General features: G+C 69.2%; 16 protein-coding genes and 4 pseudogenes. 10 read left to right on the top strand and 10 right to left on the bottom strand.

Translation table 11 applies throughout. From position 1 onward, the window contains the following. Positions 1-161, top strand: a pseudogene (locus BG452_RS15830) (lytic transglycosylase domain-containing protein); the annotation flags it as partial. A 479-nt stretch (positions 162-640) separates the two neighbouring features. Here BG452_RS15830 and BG452_RS15820 read toward each other — a convergent pair. The 3 genes and pseudogenes from BG452_RS15820 to BG452_RS48085 all read right to left on the bottom strand — a co-directional run. After that, positions 641-925: a hypothetical protein gene (locus BG452_RS15820; protein ID WP_188304930.1), complete on the bottom strand. Its 285-nt coding sequence runs from the start codon at positions 923-925 to the stop codon at positions 641-643. 57 nt (positions 926-982) lie between these two features. Continuing rightward, the gene (locus tag BG452_RS15815; protein WP_223242279.1) at positions 983-1,267 is read right to left on the bottom strand and encodes a DEAD/DEAH box helicase family protein; all 285 of its coding nucleotides are present in this window, start codon (positions 1,265-1,267) and stop codon (positions 983-985) included. A 98-nt stretch (positions 1,268-1,365) separates the two neighbouring features. Continuing rightward, positions 1,366-1,698: pseudogene (locus BG452_RS48085) on the bottom strand (DEAD/DEAH box helicase family protein); the annotation flags it as partial. A 255-nt stretch (positions 1,699-1,953) separates the two neighbouring features. Here BG452_RS48085 and BG452_RS15805 point away from each other — a divergent pair. The 3 genes and pseudogenes from BG452_RS15805 to BG452_RS48080 form a co-directional block, all read left to right on the top strand. Further along, the gene (locus tag BG452_RS15805; RefSeq protein WP_188304928.1) at positions 1,954-2,589 is read left to right on the top strand and encodes a GNAT family N-acetyltransferase; all 636 of its coding nucleotides are present in this window, start codon (positions 1,954-1,956) and stop codon (positions 2,587-2,589) included. A gap of 313 nt (positions 2,590-2,902) precedes the next feature. Next, entirely contained in the window at positions 2,903-3,076 is a 174-nt protein-coding gene (locus BG452_RS15800; RefSeq protein ID WP_188304927.1) for a hypothetical protein, read from the top strand. Positions 3,077-3,079: 3 nt separating this feature from the next. Continuing rightward, a pseudogene (locus BG452_RS48080) lies at positions 3,080-3,431 on the top strand (IS5/IS1182 family transposase); the annotation flags it as partial. A 144-nt stretch (positions 3,432-3,575) separates the two neighbouring features. Here BG452_RS48080 and BG452_RS15790 read toward each other — a convergent pair. Beyond that, positions 3,576-5,549 carry a hypothetical protein gene (locus BG452_RS15790; protein ID WP_188304925.1) on the bottom strand — a complete coding sequence of 658 codons (1,974 nt, stop codon included), beginning with the start codon at positions 5,547-5,549 and terminating at the stop codon, positions 3,576-3,578. A gap of 59 nt (positions 5,550-5,608) precedes the next feature. On the opposite strand from BG452_RS15790, the gene BG452_RS15785 reads away from it, so the two are divergent. Continuing rightward, on the top strand, positions 5,609-5,998 hold the full coding sequence (locus tag BG452_RS15785; protein WP_188304924.1) for a hypothetical protein: 390 nt from the start codon (positions 5,609-5,611) through the stop codon (positions 5,996-5,998). A gap of 251 nt (positions 5,999-6,249) precedes the next feature. Here the strand turns inward: BG452_RS15785 and BG452_RS15780 are convergent, their stop codons facing one another. Continuing rightward, positions 6,250-6,558 carry a hypothetical protein gene (locus tag BG452_RS15780; RefSeq protein ID WP_188304923.1) on the bottom strand — a complete coding sequence of 103 codons (309 nt, stop codon included), beginning with the start codon at positions 6,556-6,558 and terminating at the stop codon, positions 6,250-6,252. A gap of 25 nt (positions 6,559-6,583) precedes the next feature. On the opposite strand from BG452_RS15780, the gene BG452_RS15775 reads away from it, so the two are divergent. Continuing rightward, on the top strand, positions 6,584-7,258 hold the full coding sequence (locus BG452_RS15775; protein ID WP_188304922.1) for a hypothetical protein: 675 nt from the start codon (positions 6,584-6,586) through the stop codon (positions 7,256-7,258). 48 nt (positions 7,259-7,306) lie between these two features. Here BG452_RS15775 and BG452_RS15770 read toward each other — a convergent pair whose 3' ends face one another. Both BG452_RS15770 and BG452_RS15765 read right to left on the bottom strand, forming a co-directional pair. Further along, complete coding sequence (locus tag BG452_RS15770; RefSeq protein WP_223242277.1) at positions 7,307-7,666, bottom strand: hypothetical protein; 360 nt, start codon at positions 7,664-7,666, stop codon at positions 7,307-7,309. Between the two features lie 400 nt (positions 7,667-8,066). Further along, positions 8,067-8,639 carry a TetR/AcrR family transcriptional regulator gene (locus tag BG452_RS15765; protein WP_188304921.1) on the bottom strand — a complete coding sequence of 191 codons (573 nt, stop codon included), beginning with the start codon at positions 8,637-8,639 and terminating at the stop codon, positions 8,067-8,069. 66 nt (positions 8,640-8,705) lie between these two features. On the opposite strand from BG452_RS15765, the gene BG452_RS15760 reads away from it, so the two are divergent. From BG452_RS15760 to BG452_RS45645, 4 genes and pseudogenes are all read left to right on the top strand, one after another. Further along, positions 8,706-9,677, top strand: a complete 972-nt coding sequence (locus BG452_RS15760; protein ID WP_188304920.1) for an SDR family NAD(P)-dependent oxidoreductase — start codon at positions 8,706-8,708, stop codon at positions 9,675-9,677. A gap of 147 nt (positions 9,678-9,824) precedes the next feature. Then, positions 9,825-10,418 carry a TnsA-like heteromeric transposase endonuclease subunit gene (locus BG452_RS15755; protein WP_317621064.1) on the top strand — a complete coding sequence of 198 codons (594 nt, stop codon included), beginning with the start codon at positions 9,825-9,827 and terminating at the stop codon, positions 10,416-10,418. Positions 10,419-10,873: 455 nt separating this feature from the next. Next, positions 10,874-11,476 (top strand): hypothetical protein, encoded by a 603-nt coding sequence (locus tag BG452_RS15750; RefSeq protein ID WP_188304919.1) that lies wholly within the window; start codon positions 10,874-10,876, stop codon positions 11,474-11,476. Between the two features lie 340 nt (positions 11,477-11,816). Then, positions 11,817-12,317: pseudogene (locus BG452_RS45645) on the top strand (transposase); the annotation flags it as partial. Positions 12,318-12,384: 67 nt separating this feature from the next. Here BG452_RS45645 and BG452_RS15745 read toward each other — a convergent pair. From BG452_RS15745 to BG452_RS15735, 3 genes are all read right to left on the bottom strand, one after another. Next, the gene (locus tag BG452_RS15745; RefSeq protein ID WP_188304918.1) at positions 12,385-12,816 is read right to left on the bottom strand and encodes a hypothetical protein; all 432 of its coding nucleotides are present in this window, start codon (positions 12,814-12,816) and stop codon (positions 12,385-12,387) included. Between the two features lie 610 nt (positions 12,817-13,426). Continuing rightward, entirely contained in the window at positions 13,427-14,482 is a 1,056-nt protein-coding gene (locus BG452_RS15740; protein WP_188304917.1) for a peptidase, read from the bottom strand. Between the two features lie 32 nt (positions 14,483-14,514). Next, entirely contained in the window at positions 14,515-14,997 is a 483-nt protein-coding gene (locus BG452_RS15735; protein ID WP_188304916.1) for a hypothetical protein, read from the bottom strand. Positions 14,998-15,804 lie beyond the last annotated feature (807 nt).

Below are 15,804 nucleotides of genomic sequence, written 5' to 3'. Positions count from 1 at the left end.
GTCTGGGCCAGGCGCTGCCGGCCTCGAAGATGGCCTCGGCGGGCGCGGACTGGAAGACCAACCCGGCCACCCAGATCAAGTGGACGCTGGACTACATGAACACCCGCTACGGCAGCCCGAACGCCGCGTGGGCCTTCTGGCAGAACCACCACTGGTACTGAGTCGACCACATTCGTCTCCTCCCCCGTGCCTCGGGGTCGGACAGGAGCCACCGAGGTGACCACGAGGGCCTGTGCCCGCACGAACGTGCGGGCACAGGCCCTCGTGGTGTTTCCCTGCTATCGGCAGTGTCGGCGAACCCCTCCCCAGCGAGCAGCACGTCACTGCCGGATGCCCGGGCGGCTTCCTCACCGTTGTCGAGGAGCAGGCCGCCGAACTCGTCCGCGCCGCCGAAGCGCTCTAGCTGTACGGCACCTCCTAGCAGGGCAGCGGCGAGCCGATGCGCTACCTCGACGTCGCCGGCGGCCTGCTCGCCTACTACGTCGTCCCACGCCTGGAGCTCGTCGTCGTGTGCCAGCTCACGCCGCCTGTGTGACCCGCTAGGTCCCGCCGCGACGGCGGATTGGCCGGGCCCCTCACGCTCGAATCGTGATGATCAGTGAGGGCCCGCCATCAGCCTGCGCGGGCAGCCTTCCGCCCCTCACCGGCCGGGACCGACACGAACCGGAGCCCGTCGTGGACACCCACGACAACCGACGCCGTCGACCTCCTGCTCCGAGGCCGCCGGCAGGTCGGCGGCGAACTCCCGCGCCCCCGACACCCGGGAGTAGAACGTGATCACCCGTCGCAGGTCCAGATCGGCGACCGCGCGCAGCACCGCAAGCTGCAACGCGAGGCGCAGCAGGTCCTCGTTGGAGCGCTGGGAGCGCAGGTCGGCGACGGCGGGCAGGTTGAGCAGGTCGCGCAGATCCTCGTCGGTGACCACCGGGACCAGGACGCGGTAGTCGGCGAGGAAGCCGTGCTCGATGCCCTGCCCGAGGGTTCAGGTGAAGCAGGCCTTGCCGTAGATCGTCTCGTCGTCCATCGAGCACAGGGCGGGCGGCTGCTGCGCACCCTCGCTGTCGGCGCCGTCCGTACCGGCGGGACCGCCGAGGTCGGCCAGGCCGTCCTTCGCCCGCCGGTCGTCCGCGATCCGCGGCGTCGCCGTGAAGTACAGCCGGCGCGCGGCGGGGACCTGGTCGTCGGCGTGAACCGCGGCCCACGCTTTGCCCTCGGAGCCGGCCGTGCGATGCGCCTCGTCCACGACCACCAGGTCCCAGGCCGGCAGACCGAACTGCCGTGGGCCTGCACGATCCGCTCCAGCGAGGCGTAGGTCGCGTACACGGTGACCAGCTCACCGGTCTTCGCGGAGGCGACCAGGTCCGCGATCCGCGCCGCCTGCGTCGACACCAGCGCGCGGACCCGGCCGCCCGCCTCCGCGCTCTCCAACGCCTCCTCCCGCGAACACGCCGCCACCGCCGGCCCCCGACGCCCACCCCGCAACGACCACGCCTCCGCCGTCTGCTCCAGCAACTCGATCGTCGGCACCAACACCAACACCCGGCCCCACACCGCCAGACGCCGGGCACACCCGGCCGCGATCAGGGTCTTGCCGGATCCGGTCGCAGCGACCACCGTCGCCCGGCCGCCCGTCTTGGTGGCCTTCACGGCGGCGGCGACGGCGTCCTTCTGGAACCAGTGCAGCGGCAACGGGTTCACCGGCGCGCCGACGGCCTGCTGGGACGGGACGCGGCCTTGGCGGCGGCCAGGCCGGCGGCGGCGGTCGTGGTGTCCACGGCGGAGTGTCTCCTCGCTGGGGTGGGGTGGTACCGGGTCCGCTGTGACTGAGCACTTCAGTTGGCGAGTTGAGCGTCGGCTGAAGCAGGTGCCGTCGGCCTCAGGTGACGTAATATGTGCCCTGCAGTAATGGCTATTACATTGCCGATGGTGGGGTCACAGCTTCGGGAGGGCTTGATGGCTGGGGACATAGTCAGGACTTGGGTGGCGGGCTGGGCAGTGTCCCGACGGACGCCCCCGCCGGTCGAGAAGCTCTGGGGGTACTACATCGAGGTGGCCGACAACCCCGACGAAGTGGGGCGCCATGTTCTCCCCGAGGCCAAGGAGTCACTGGTCCGCAGCGCCGCTGCCTCCGTGTCCGCACCGCGGACCTGGATGAAGATGCCCGCGGAACCGGAGGAGATCGAACCCTGGCTGCCCCGTGGATGGGTGGTGGCTTGGAAGGAGACCGGACATCTGATGGCCGTTGACCTGATGGCCACACATCCGGCCCCACCCGACGGGTACACCACGAGTGTCGAGACCATAGGAGCCGTCACCTGCATCCGGGTGCTGGATGCGGCAGGCGAGCAGGCTGCCAAGGGACAGATGGCCGCCCTTGGGGAGGCCGTGGTCGTGGACCGGGTGGTGACAGAGGAGACCCACCGGCGGCGCGGACTGGGCGGCTTCGTGATGCGTTCGCTCGCCGACCACGCCGTGCGGGAGGGCGCGGTTCTCGGCGTTCTCGGCGCAACGGACGCCGGGCGCGCGCTGTATGAGACGCTGGGCTGGAAGAAGCACGCAACGCTCACGGAGTGCATCTACCGGCCCTGAAGCCAGAAGCACCCCTCTTGCAAGAAGAGGACTCGGAGCAGTCGGTCGCCGGCGGTGGGGTGTACCGGCCCACCGCCGAGCTCGCGTACACCGCAGGGACCGGCGAGGAGCGGCACCGGCTGCGGGCGTTCGTCGAACGGCACCGCCCCGGGGTCGGCGCCGAGGAGACCGCGGCGCAGCTGGCGGCCTGCGCCGCCCTGGGGAGCAGTCGGGCCCGGGCGGCCGGGGCCGGGCGTGGGAGCGGCGCTGGCGATCCTTCCCGCAGCTGCTGGTCGTCCTGGTCGGCACGGCGGCCGCCGGGGTGCGCGGCGCGGTGGCGGACCTGCGCCTGGCCGCCGAGGAGAACCCGGCCACCGCCGAGCTGCTCACCGCCGTCCCGGCCGACGCCGCCTGGATCGAGGACCTGGTCCAGCGCGGCCCGTCCGCACCGGTCTGGCACCCGCTCGGCGGCCGGGGCGGGCGGGCGTGCTGGTGGACCGAGCTGTAGGCGCCGCGCGAGGTGGCCGGCCATGACGCTGCCTCGGGTGACCGCTCGTCGGCCCGCCACGTCGGATCTGGCGGGCGTCTCCGGGGCATCGCTGCCACGATCCCCGAGCGCCGTGACCAGGAGGCCAACCGCCGACGCCGGGGGCGCCTCGGCGGCCGACCGCCCGCCTTCGACAAAGTGGTCTACCGCGACCGCAACGTGGTCGAACGATGCTTCGTACGCCTCAAGCAGTTCCGCGCGATCGCGACCACGTTCGACGAGCTCGCCGACCGCTACCGCGCCGGAGTCGTCCTGGCGTCCCTGGTTCTCTGGCTCCGTGAGCCCGTCAGGTGATCATTTGTCAGACAGGCCCTAGCGCGGACGGGTGGATCCCCTACCAGGCGAAGGACGCCCGCGAGCCAGCGCAGGACTCGTTCGCCGCTGCCCGAGACGGCCAGGCGATCACGGTTCGTGCCAGCCGGGGCACCGATGGGTGCATCACGCGCCCCGGAGGTACTGGTCAGCGGCGGTACATCAGGTGCATCACGCCGTTGTGGGGGGCGAGGGTGGGCTGGCCGGCCATGACAGGCTCGTGGGTGACATCGTGCCGGTTGTACCAGTACCCCCCATCCCCATTGGTTTGTGCGGCGACGATCCTCCCGTCGCCCCCGCGGACCGCCAACCAGAGGGTGTTGTTCGCGTTTGTTGCGATTGCGGGTCCGTCTGGAGTGCTCCAGCCCGAGGGGATCGGCTGAGGGGTGGACTCCCCTCCGGCTAGGTCCTTGTAGAGCAGGCGGAGTTTACCGCTCTGCTGGCTGTCGCGGAAGGCTACGACCATGTGGCCAAGGCGATCGGTCGCACCCATCTGGTCGTGGGTTTTGATGCCTGTCCCCTGACCGGTGTGCAGCCATGTTCCGTTGGAGTCGTCGAAGTTCAGGTACAAGACCTCCCAGAGACTTCCGGGGGGTTGCCTGTACAGGCACCGCAGTTTGGTATCCACGCGCACCAGGCAGGGGGCATCCTCGGATTCTGCCTTCACGTCAACGGCGGGCCAACTGTTGCCGTTGAGGTGGCTGGTGACCAGATAGCCCTCCAGCGCGACGACGACAGCGTGCAGCTTTCCATTGTGCTCGGCCAGGGCGGGCCTGTAGTCGCTCCTCCAGTTGTTGCTCACCTGGACGGGTACCCGCCAGACGCCGTCCTCCAGCACACTCCACATCACCGCCCGGTCGCCGGGGCGGATGTACATGCAGTGGAGCTTGCCTTGGAACGAGCACAGCTCCGCCGGTGAAGAGCTCTCCCAGCCGAGCGTGACCGGGGCGCTCCAGGTGGAGCGGACGGGGTCCCAGGTGACGTACTCCAAGGCGCCGAAGGGGAAGACCGGCCGGTCGCCGGTGTACTTGACCTGCAGGCTGTGGTGGCCGTCGCCGTTGAACTCCCAGACGGCGTCCTTGCGGTTGTACAGCGTCACCAGGGCATGGCGGTCGAAGACGAACATCCGCTCGCAGGACAGGTCGTCACCGTTCTGGAACAGGTCCCTGAGTACCTCTTTGAGGCTGACGAAGATCTGGAGGACCGTTTCGACGGCATCGATGATCTCCCCGCCGACGCCGGTGATGCCCTTGAGGATGGTCAAAGTGAGTTCGACCCAGATGGGTCGGTTCAGCCACGCTTCCAGGACCGTGAAGAGCTTGTCGTACCACTCGGAGGGGCTCTGGTCGGCCTCCCACACCTGGACGAGCATGACCACGAACTCCCCGGCGGGGCCTTCGAAGACCAACTTCCTGTCCGCGCGGAACGTGCGGGTGTCGCCCTCCACGACCGCACCGAACTCCAGCGACTGGTAGGTACCCCCGGTGGTCTTGTCCGACCGTGCGGCGGCCGTGAAGTAGATTTCGTCGCGGCCACCCCCCTGGTCGCCGACCGCACGCCTGCAGGTGAAGCTCTCGAACTGGAACGTCGCCTTGTAGGTCGGATTGAGCCGGTCGGGGTCGGCCGGCGGTGGGCCGGTCAACGCCGTGACGCCGAATCCGACATCGCCCAGGGCCGCGGTGAAGGCGGTGCTGTCGACCGGCTGGCCCGCCGCCACCGCGGCAAGGTCGACCTGCGCGCAGTTCGCCCGGCCCGCATTCTCCTGGCGCATCGCGGGCAGGTGCGCGATCAGATCGGCGAGCCCGAAGCCCTCAGCCACCGGCTTGGCCGTGACCACGGGCGGCAGCAACGGCACCTCGCCCAGGTCCCTCACCGTCGCCCGGTACTCCGACCCCGCCGCTGCGATCTCCTGGTCGGTCAGCACCGCGCCCAGGATGTCCAGCACGGACTCCTCCAGCTCGGTCAGCCCATATCCCAGCCCGCGCCGTTCCGCGGCGCGCAGCGCCACCCCGAACAGCACATTGTTCTGCCTGCCCTGCCGCAGGCCACGGCGCCACTTGTTGTCCGCGTACGCTCCCGTGTCACGCAGCAGGTCCCGTACCCCTCCCGCGACATCGCGCACCGACGCGTGATCATCCGCCGACCCCATGCTGCCAGCCCTTCGTCCTCGCGGCGCCGAGAGTGGGCACCCGCAGCAAGCGGAACCTCTCCTCAGCCGTCCGACCGCAAACCAGGCGAAGACCCGGCTCCCGGGCCAGTCTCACGCCACCCCACCCCCAGAGACAACGCCAGAAAACCGAGTTCAGCCGCACGGCGGAGCAGGGACGCAAGAGCCGTCGGGCGCTCGAGTCGTTCCTCGATCATGTCGTCGGTGACGATCTCGTACGCCACCTCGATGCCGTCGAGCAGCCGCTGACGACGCTCGTTCGCTCGGGCGAGCGCGTCGGCGTCGCGGGCACCCAGCAGCCGGTCGACCGGGATCTTGAGCAGAGCCTCCAGTTCGGCCAGGGTCGGTTCCTCGCGCAGGGGACACCAACGAAACTCCCTGATCAGGGCCTACTCAAGCGCTGAACGGAGCCTGTTCCCATGCTCCACATGATCGTTTCCCAGTCGAATGACAGCGGCCGTGGGGCACTGGCCGCCAACGTGTGCCCGCCAAGCCCTCAGTCGTAGGCGAGTTCGAAGAAGAGCAGCTCTGGGGGACGCGGCGCCGCACGCGCGTCGACGCCGACCTCACCGCCAGTAAACCCTGAAGCCATGAACGCCTGACACCTGTACCGCCTGCTCCGGCCTCTCAGGTAGAGGCGGTCCGCCGCCCGCCGTCATCTGCACGGCGGGCGGTACGGCATGCCGGGGAAGTAGCGGTGCCATTGATCGGCGGTGATGGTGGCGCCGACCAGGTCGCAGAGGCGGGCGGTGACCCGGTCGATGTCGGGGTCGATGAGGTAGGCCCGGCCCTTTTCCCCGCTGTAGACGTCACCGGCCTTGTCGATGAGGAGAGTATGCCCGTCGGGGCTGAACGCGGCATGGGCCGAGCGGCGCGGGCCGGGGCAGGTCGCCGTGCTTGTCGGAGCCGGTCGACCTCGTGGGCGGCCCTGTCGGCGGCGGACCGTATCGTTGGCGGAGATCACCGTCCGAACGCACAAGGGGGCACACATGACCGTTCACCGGCCCGGACTGCCGGAGGACCTTCCGCCGGCCGAGGAGCTGTGGGCACGCTGGGCGCTGCTCGCCGCCCTTGAGGCGACCACCGAGGACGAGGAGCGCCCGCCGCGCTACCGGACCGGCCGGTGGATCGATGACGAGGGTCTGCACTGGGACGACTGCGGTTGCACTTGGTGGGTCATGTCCAAGGCGGGCGAGGGCCGGTTCGTGCTCTACGGCGAGGACGAGGCGGGCGACGTCAAGTGGTACGAGCCGGCGATCGACGTGCTGGCGGGCGGCCCGGACTGGCTGCCCTACGAGGCACTGCGGGACCGGCTCGCAGGGCACGAGATCGGCTGCGTCTACTGGTACGAGAACGGCGCCTGGGCCCGGGCGCCGTACCCGGACGGCCTTGACGACGACGGCCTGGACTGCGGTATGAGCTCCTTCATCGACCGAAGCGAGGTGCTGGGCGATCTGACGAACCACCTGGACGACACGGTCGACGGGCAGAGCGCGGACAGCCTCCTGGCCGACGCGGAGGCGTACCGGCTGGAGCCGCAGAGGCTGCTGGAACGCCTGGGGCAGACCAACGGCAACGACGATCCGCTGGACCGGCCGGCCATCGTCCGGGCGCTGGCCCGCGCAGGCCTGGCAGGGGAGTTCGCGGCGACCGACACCCTCTGAGCCGCCTGATGCGTCCCCGGGCCGGAGCGGGATGCGGCCGGAGCCCGGTCAGAAGTCCAGGACCTCGCGGTCGAGCGGATACTGCGCACGGTGGAGGCCCTCGTACGGCGAGGGCGTGATCGGCAGGACGCCGGTCGGCTGCCGGCCCAGGTTGTCGTCCCAGATCCGGGGTTCGACCTGTCCGAGGACGCGGAACCGCTGGAAGGTGAACGGCGGGCTGTCGGTCGGGAAGAACTCGGCTGTGGTCGTCACCCGGAAGTGCAGGTGCGGCGTGGTGGAGTTGCCGCTGTTGCCGATCAGCCCGAGGACCCGGCCGACTTCTCCTGGGCGATGACCGACCTGGACGACACCTCTGCCGCGGTCGCCGCCGTCTGCTGATGGCCGGGCACCGGGACAGACGTAGCCCACGCAGCGGCCTCATCCTTTGCAAGGCAACTACCAGACCTACTCACCCCCGTAGATACCCGCCCGATCAGCCTTCGATGGCACACGCTTAAGGTTCGGTGTCACAGGACACCGAACCACGATAGTTGTCACATCGCCACGCAAACTGTCACCAAGATCGCCAGCCAGTGCGCTCGCCACCAGTAGGGGCGTGTCCTGTCGCACCGCAGATGGTGGATTCTCACTCGGTCTCATCCGTGTTCTCGGGATCTCACCGCATCGTGTGCCGCGTGCGAGCTTTTGCCTCGCCCAGGCAGTTTGGTGTCGCTTCGCAGGCGGCGTTCTCGTCGCTCCTGCCACCGCCGGCCGAGTGTTCGCTAGGACCGTAGGTGCCAACTCCGGGTGTGCGGCGTGCCGCTTGTCTTCAGTTCACCAGGAGTGCGATGGCGACCTTCAGGCGTTCGAGGTAGAACTCCCGCGACTGGGCCTGGTGCTTGAGGCCGATCGATGTGCTGATCATCGTCTGCGCTACGAGGACGGCCCGCTTCTGGCCTGAGTCGACGGCGATCGCGTCCGTGATCAGCTCCTCGAAACGCCGTGGAGCGGTCTGTGCGATCTCTCCAAGGAGGTCGGGGTTGTCCTCGACGACCACGGCGACATCGCGGGCCATCGGGCCGACGTAGCGGCCCGCCCATCGGTCGAAGGCTTCGAGGAGACGTTGCGGAAGCGGGCGGTCGACATCGCTCAGGACGTGTTCGACCGCCGCGATGTCGCGTTCCAAGGCCTGGGTGACCGCAGCGCGGAACAGGGCCTCCTTCGAGGAGAAGAGGAAGTAGAGCCCTGGGCGGGAGATGTGTGCCGCCCGCGCCACTTCCTCCATCGAGGTCTTCCGGTAGCCGAATCGAGCGAACGTGGCCAGGGCGGAGTCCAAAACCGTGGTCCGACGGTCGGTCTCGGCGGTCGGCGATGCCAGGGGGCCGGCCTCGGGGCTGTTCATGGGGCGATCGTAGAGGGCGGGAGTCTCGCTATACAACTTCAGTCAAGTGTGTATAGCATCGGCACCATGGCAGCTCGCGAACCTCTCGCCACGTCCTTCACCGCCGCCACCACGGCCGCCGAGGTGGTGCAGGACGTTGACCTCACCGGTGTCCGGGCGATCGTGACGGGAGCCTCCTCCGGAATCGGGGTCGAGACGGCTCGCGCGTTGACCGCGGCCGGGGCACGGGTGACACTCGCCGTGCGGAACACGGCCGCGGGTGACGCCGTCGCCGCAACGATCGAGAGCTCGACCGGACGGATCCGCCCACGGGTTGTCCGGCTGGACCTCGCCGACAGGGCCAGCGTCGCGTCCTTCGTCGAGGCGTGGAGCGGCCCGCTTCATCTGCTGATCAACAACGCGGGCGTGGTGACGGGCGGCCTCGAACGAACCCGCGAAGGTTGGGAGTTGCAGTTCGCGACAAACCACCTGGGCCATCTCGCCCTCGCCGTCGGCCTGCACGACGCCTTGGCCCTCGGAGCGTCCGAGCGCGACGGGGCACGGATCGTCTCGGTCAGTTCGACGGCGCACATGCGTTCCGGCATCGACTTCGACGACCTCCACTTCGAGCGGCGCCGCTACGATCCGCAGATCGCCTACGCCCAGTCGAAGACGGCGAACTCCCTGTTCGCCGTGGAGGCGACCCGCCTGTGGGCGTCCGATGGCATCGTCGCCAATGCGGTGAATCCCGGTGGTGTCGCGACGGGTCTGCAGCGGAACTTCACCGCGCAACAGAAGCGCTCACTCGATGCGGCCGAGGCCGCCGGAGTCTTCACGTACAAGACGCTCCAGCAGGGAGCCGCCACCACGATGGTCGCGGCCGTCGCCCCGCAGTTCGCCCACTCCGGAGGCCACTACCTCGATGACTCGCAGGAGGCCTACACCGTGCCGAACGACGCCGACCTCGCGCAACATCCGCACGGCGTCAAGGAGTGGGCACTCGATCCCGCTCTCGCCAAGCGCCTCTGGGCGGTCTCGACCGACCTGCTCAGCACCTGATCTCCCGACGCCACGGCACCGCGCGCCCGCCCTCCGGACGGCGACAAGCCGGCCGCCCGGGATTCCGCAGATCAGTTGCGGGGACAGCAGGCGTGCGCCACTCGTGTCGGTGAAGTTGGCGAAGTTGGCGGACAGGGGCCTCTGCGTGTGAATCATCGTGGTGGCGTGACGGTTGCTCGGAGTGTTGCCGCTGGGGCCCCAGCGGTAGTGCGGGGGTTCGAGGTCGCGCATGTCGACCGGGACGGCGGCGAACACCGCGTGGCGTTGGCTGACGCTGCCGGGGGGCGGTTCGAGGATGGATGGCCGGTACGGTCGTTTCCCTCCTGGCGAGGGCAGCGCAACCATCCCGGGCTGTGGTGGTCTTCGACGTCCGGTCGGCACATCGGCTACGAGTCGTGGCTGGAGCGCGACCACGCGATGCTGCTGGACTTCGACCAGCAGGTCACCGGCTTCGCGTCGCAGCCATTGTGGCTGTTCTGGCAGGAGGGCGGGAAGCGGAGATCGCACGCGCGCCGGACTGGTTCTCCCGCCGTGCCGACGGCTCGGGGCCGGTGGTCGACTGCCGTCCGCCGAACCGGATCAAGCCGCGGGACGCGGAGGCATTCGCGGCGACGGAACGGGCTTGCCGCGAGATCGGCTCGTCCTACCAGGTGGCCGGAGCCGTGGAGCCGGCCCTGTAGGCCAACATCCGGTGCCTGGCCGGCTATCGCCGTCCCCGGCATGCCAGGTGGCGCCAGCTAAGAAGTGCCATGATCCCTGAGCTCGACATCCCCAATCCGTCTCACCAAACCTGGCAATCCGCAGCTCGACATAGCCGCGTCCGCCGTGAATCAGTGAGACCGGACAAATCGCAGCACGCGGCCAGCGGCCGGACCCAAGTGCGATTGCGACTGCTCCACGGAGCGCAGTCGCGCCCATGGCCTGCGACGGGGAGTTTCGGCGACGCGCAACTCACCAGCCGTACGGGGCGAAACTCACCGGCAGCCGGCGGGCCGGACACAGCTACGTACCTGCCCGGGGGCGTCAGTGCCCGAAACTGCCTGTGTGGGAGAGTACGACGCGATCATGAATCCTGGGGGTGGATCAGTGCGCGCGCGTCATCGCGCGGTGGTTGGGGTCGTTCTGGCGGTTCTCGGCGGGTCGGCCTGTTCAGTCGACCGCCGGCCGGTCCGGGGACAGCCGCTGTTTCCAGTCGGGTGCCCCTGGAGCGGCTCCGCGATGGCCTACTGACACGGGACCAGCTGCCGCAGGGTTTCCAGCTCCTCACGGAGGACGTCAACTCGACGACGACCGGTGCTCCGCACACCCCGTCGACGATCCCCATTGCGTCGATGCCCTGCTCCGAACTCGGTGTCGAGTCCTTCATGACGACTCACGCCCTACCCGCGGAGGACGTGGCGGTGGGGTTGGAGCGGACACCGGTCGGCGACGAGGACATGGGCTGGTTGGGTCAGGAGTCGCTCGACCGGTACGCACCCGAGCAGGCGGCCGCGGTCATGGCCTCGATTCGCGGCGCCGTCCAACGCTGCGCCTCTTACACCACCACGAGCCTGGACGGTGGGCAGACCCAGGAGACGGCGTCCGCCACGGCGGCCGAGATTTCGGCGGACGACAGCCTGTTGCTCCGCACCACGTGGACCCACCCCGGTGACCCGAAACCGTTCGTCGGAGAAACCGCTTTCGTCCGCATGGGGGATGTGATCCTCATGGTGCAGCAGGTCGCGGACAAGAAACCGCCGTCCGACACGGAGAAGATCCTCGCCGCAGCCGTGAAGACGTACCGCGCTGCCGGCGGCTGACACCGCGCCCTTCACTCTTCCATGCCCGGGCACCCCAGAGCGGGAAACAGCGGGACATATCCCGCCGCCCTCGACGCCTTCGCGTCCTGGCAGAACAGCCTCTGCCGACCCGTGGCCGGGGAACTCCTGCATCTGGCGCCGGCCCCGGCCCGCACCGCGCGCCTGACCCGCGCCCAGATCGCCGCCCCCCTCAAGCGGGCGGGACGCAGCCGCAAGCTCGACACCGAGACCGACCGCCTCCGCGAGGTCTTCCGCGCCGAGTACGCCCACCAGCCCCAGCTAGGGCGTGTTTCAGAAGTGGCGCCGGGCCCGCTACGCCGGGCATCCCGCCTGGACGCACGACCGGCTGCCGGCGACATACCACCGCACCCATGGCGTCACCTACTTACACAGCTGCTACTCCACCGGCGACGACACCCTGTGGGTCGTCGCCGGTGGAAGGGCATCTTGAACACCCTGGCCGCGCTCCGCTCGATCCGGGCAGTCCGCCCCGACGGCGCCCCGGTCTACGTGATCCTGGACAACCTCTCCGCCCCACAACGGGAAGAAGATCCGCCGCTGGGCCACCGACCACAAGGTCCACCTCTGCTTCACCCCGACCAACGCGTCCTGGGCGAACCCGATCGAGGCGCACTTCGGACCGCTGCGGCCGTTCACCCTCGCCAACCTCAACCACCCCAACCACCCAGTCCAGACCCGTGAACTGCACCAATCCCTGCGTTGGCGCAACGCCAACGCCCGCCACCCCGACGTGCTCGCCGCCCAACGCCGCGAACGCGCGCGCATCCGCAGCGAGAAGGGCCTGCGCTGGGGAGGCCGCCCGCTCACCGACGCAGCCTGACCCGCCAGGACACCCGGAGCCCTGCTGGCACTGAGCCTCAATGGACGCGGACCGGCTGACCGCGCCGTCAGTCCGTGAAGCGCGCAAGGCGGCTGAGGTCGGCGGTCAGGTCCAGACCCAGCGCGGTGGCCAGGTCCGTGGCGTGCTCCCAGAGCTCGTACTGGATGGGCAGTTGGTAGTCGGGGTCGGCCAGCAGGACGGACATTACCCCGATGACGGCGGCGGGGGAGGCCAGGATCGGCACGGGCAGCGGCTCGGGACCATGTACGACGTTGCGGCCGTCCGCAATCATCCACACGTACCGCCAGCCCTCGCGCTGGTCCCACCAGAACTCCAGCCCGTGCGGCCACGCCGTGGTGTAGCGCAAGGTGGCCGACAGCAGCCCGTCAGGCCCTTGCCTGGTGGACCATTCGTGCGGCACGTACGGGCTGGTGGGTCCGTCCGCTCGGGCAACCGCCTCCACGTACCGCTGGTGCGGCAGCTCTCCGACGGCGCTCATCGGCCGACGCCCTGCCGGCGGCCGATGACGACGACGACCGCTCCCGGAGGATCGCCGCCTCCATACCGCAGACCGTGGGACGGATCGTGGTCGGCACACGTGTGCCTCCTGGCGGAGGCGGCGCGGCTGCGGCGGGTGGAGTCATGACGGTGTGCCTCCCGTGAGGGACGGATCACGGCACGTTAAGGGGGCGGGAGCGGTACTTCGATACTGAGGTGAAGCTACCAGAGGGCGACTTGTCACCCGCCAGAGATTCCGATGCCCGCCATCCCTTGAACGTCGCTCCCAACCGCTCGCCGTCCAGCACCGCGGACCGCCAGGGGCTGGTTCCTGCTGCACCGTCAATCGCCCGCCTCAACCCCGTGAACCCATGCGGTCAGAGCACGTCGGGGTCTACGGTGTCGCGTTCGAAGCTCCTGTGGGCGGCGATGCTGACGGGTGGTCCGCTGGGGGCGATGCGGCGCGGGTCGTTGCCGTGGGCGCCCTGGTGGAGGAGGCGGCCGGTGCTGGTACCGGCGATGCGTTGGATGGTGGCCGGGGGCAGATCGGCGAGCTGGCCGACGGTCGTGCCGCCGTAGCGGGCCAGGGCGGGGTCCTGACAGCCCCCTCCTCAGCGCCGTCGCTCCGGCCACCGGGCTGCTCGACGCCTCAACCGCCTGGCGCGGGCGACGAAGGCGACGAGGACCGCGGTGAGCAGGCCGGCGAGGCCGATCAGCGCGACGGTGAGGCGTGGCAGGCGGGTGGAGGTCGTGTCGAGCTGCGCCTTGACGGCAGGGCCGGCGCCTGAGGCGTGCGGAAAGGTGATCACGGCGTGGTACGTCTCGTCGAGGAGTCCGCTCTTGAGCTCGAAGGTGGCATTCCAGGGCCCGTCCTCGACCGGGTCGGTCACGACTGCCTCCACCGGTTCGGACTGACCCGGAGCCAAGCTGGTGCCCAGGTCAACGGCGTAGGGGCCGGCGTTGAGTCGTCCCTTCACCTGGGACAGTTTCAGCGTGCCGGTCAGGTCGAGGGCCCGACCGCCGGTGTTGTGGACCTGCGCCAGGACGATCGCTCGCCCGGTGGCGTCGCGCTGGGCGGTCATGCTGTCGATGCTGAACTTCGCTGCCGGGGGGTTGTCGCCGTTCACCGAGAGGTAGACGCGGATACCGGTGCGGTTCACCAGGGCGACGCCGCTCCTGTGTTCGTCGCCGACCTGTGCCCAGATGACCCCGTACCTCTCGCCGGGAGGCGCGTCCTTCGGGACGGCGATGGTCACCGTGTCACGGACACTGCCGCCGGAGGGAATGTCGATGTCGTCCTTCTCCAGGGTGGTCCAGGAGGTGAGTTCGCTCACCGTCTTCCCCGCGGCGCCCACGAAGGCGCCGTGCGAGATGTCGGCTGCGTCCGGGTACACGCTGACGCGCAGGGGGGACGCGGTCCTGTTGGTCACCTCGATGCGTCGGTGCACGGTCGTGCCCGGCGCCAGGTTGTCGACGACGTACTGCCGGGCCCGTGGGTCGTCGGCCAGGTCGGCGGGGATGTCGACCAGCCGTACGCCGACACTGCCGGCCTGGTCGGCCGGCGTCCCCTGGGGCAGGACGCCAGCACCGACCGCGGGGCGGACGGTGCCGACGCCCACCGCGAACACGCTCGCCGTGAGCACCGATACGGGAATGAGCCTGCGCACGGTGGAAATCCCCCTTTGCTGATCGGACCTGATCAGGAGACCGAGTGGGTGATCGTCGAACTGTAGGTCCCGGCAAGGGCGTTGGCGGGCAGCGTGACGGAGATGGTGGGGTTCCAGGTGGCGCTGTTGATGCCGGACACGCCGGTGGCGACCTGGACGGGACCTGGCGGGTAGAGCGGGGCCAGGTTGGTGTTGGTGACGATGGCAGTACCCGTGACCGCGGCGCTGGGGCTGGTGTAGCTGCTGGATCCGGCGGCGGACACCGAGATGTTCTGCGGCCCGGTGAAGTCGACCGCGTTGGCGACCACGGTCCAGCCCGCCGTGCCGCCCCGCCCGTCGGTCACCGAGACCGTTCCGAGCTGGCTGCTGACGGTCTGCGGGCTGCCGCTCACGCTGACCAGACCCAGGTTCGCCGTGCTCGTCGGCACGGTGATGTCGAGCGTGCCGGCCGTGATCTGGATGGTCACCGGGGTCGAGCCGCTGCCGGAGGCGAACGCCGGAACCGGACCGGCCATCAGAGCCACCACAACGCCAGCGGCCACCGAGGACGCTATGTACCTACGAGTACGCATGCTTCTACCTCACTGAGATGCCAGGAGAAAGAGTGGGAGCGATGTGCTCCCGATCGATTCGAATAGTTCCCGGCATTTCCGGGAAGTAATGCCACATTCTCCGGAATCATCCGATTGCCTCGAACCGGCCTTCGACCTGCGCCGATGCCTCTCGCCATCGCTGCAAGTCGCAATTTCAACGGACTGGGGATTTTCCTGAGCGTTTGTGTCTTGGAGTGTGGTGAAAGGGGGCCGGATCCCTGCCGCCGTCCTGGCGAGCCGATGGTCCTGCGGACCATTTCCGCTGCCGATGCGCACGTTATTGTGATTTCAACCGAGTGGGGAATTCCCGGAGCATCGACCCGCCCGGGCCCGGGGGTCAATCCGACGAACTGTTGATCTACGCGCGGCCGGGCGCTGGCATAGCAGCGATCCGGACGTCCTCGTGGTGATGGACGCGGCACCGGGCGCGGCTGGTGGCAGCCCCCGCCGGGCCGACGGGTCGAATGTTTGTCTCCGACAAGCAGTGGGGGTTGGCCGAGCCGGTGATCAGCGCCTGGAAGGCCCGGCACCCGTCGGTCAGCGGCGATTAGGGCGCGTTGTGAAAGTGCTTGCTGTGGGTATCGGGGTGAGCAGAGCGATAGCCATTGATCAATCGCGACCGGGCTTCATACCATCTCCTGATGGGACATGACGACCTTCCGACTCTTGAACTCGCGTTTCCCGGTCCGGAACGTGACCGTGGCGTCGCGGCAATCCTGAGCGGTCAGA

The sequence above is a fragment of the Streptomyces sp. CBMA123 genome (assembly GCF_014596465.1).
Lineage (GTDB): Bacteria > Actinomycetota > Actinomycetes > Streptomycetales > Streptomycetaceae > Kitasatospora.
The sequence above is the reverse complement of the archived record's forward strand: the minus strand, read 5'-3'. Positions and strand labels throughout refer to the sequence as shown.

Excerpts from the sequence above, each read along its gene's own strand:
- BG452_RS15745 (WP_188304918.1), bottom strand. The coding sequence starts at position 12,816 with ATGAGCGCCGTCGGAGAGCTGCCGCACCAGCGGTACGTGGAGGCGGTT.
- BG452_RS15735 (WP_188304916.1), bottom strand. The coding sequence starts at position 14,997 with ATGGCCGGTCCGGTTCCGGCGTTCGCCTCCGGCAGCGGCTCGACCCCG.
- BG452_RS15760 (WP_188304920.1), top strand. The coding sequence starts at position 8,706 with ATGGCAGCTCGCGAACCTCTCGCCACGTCCTTCACCGCCGCCACCACG.
- BG452_RS15805 (WP_188304928.1), top strand. The coding sequence starts at position 1,954 with ATGGCTGGGGACATAGTCAGGACTTGGGTGGCGGGCTGGGCAGTGTCC.
- BG452_RS15765 (WP_188304921.1), bottom strand. The coding sequence starts at position 8,639 with ATGAACAGCCCCGAGGCCGGCCCCCTGGCATCGCCGACCGCCGAGACC.
- BG452_RS15775 (WP_188304922.1), top strand. The coding sequence starts at position 6,584 with ATGACCGTTCACCGGCCCGGACTGCCGGAGGACCTTCCGCCGGCCGAG.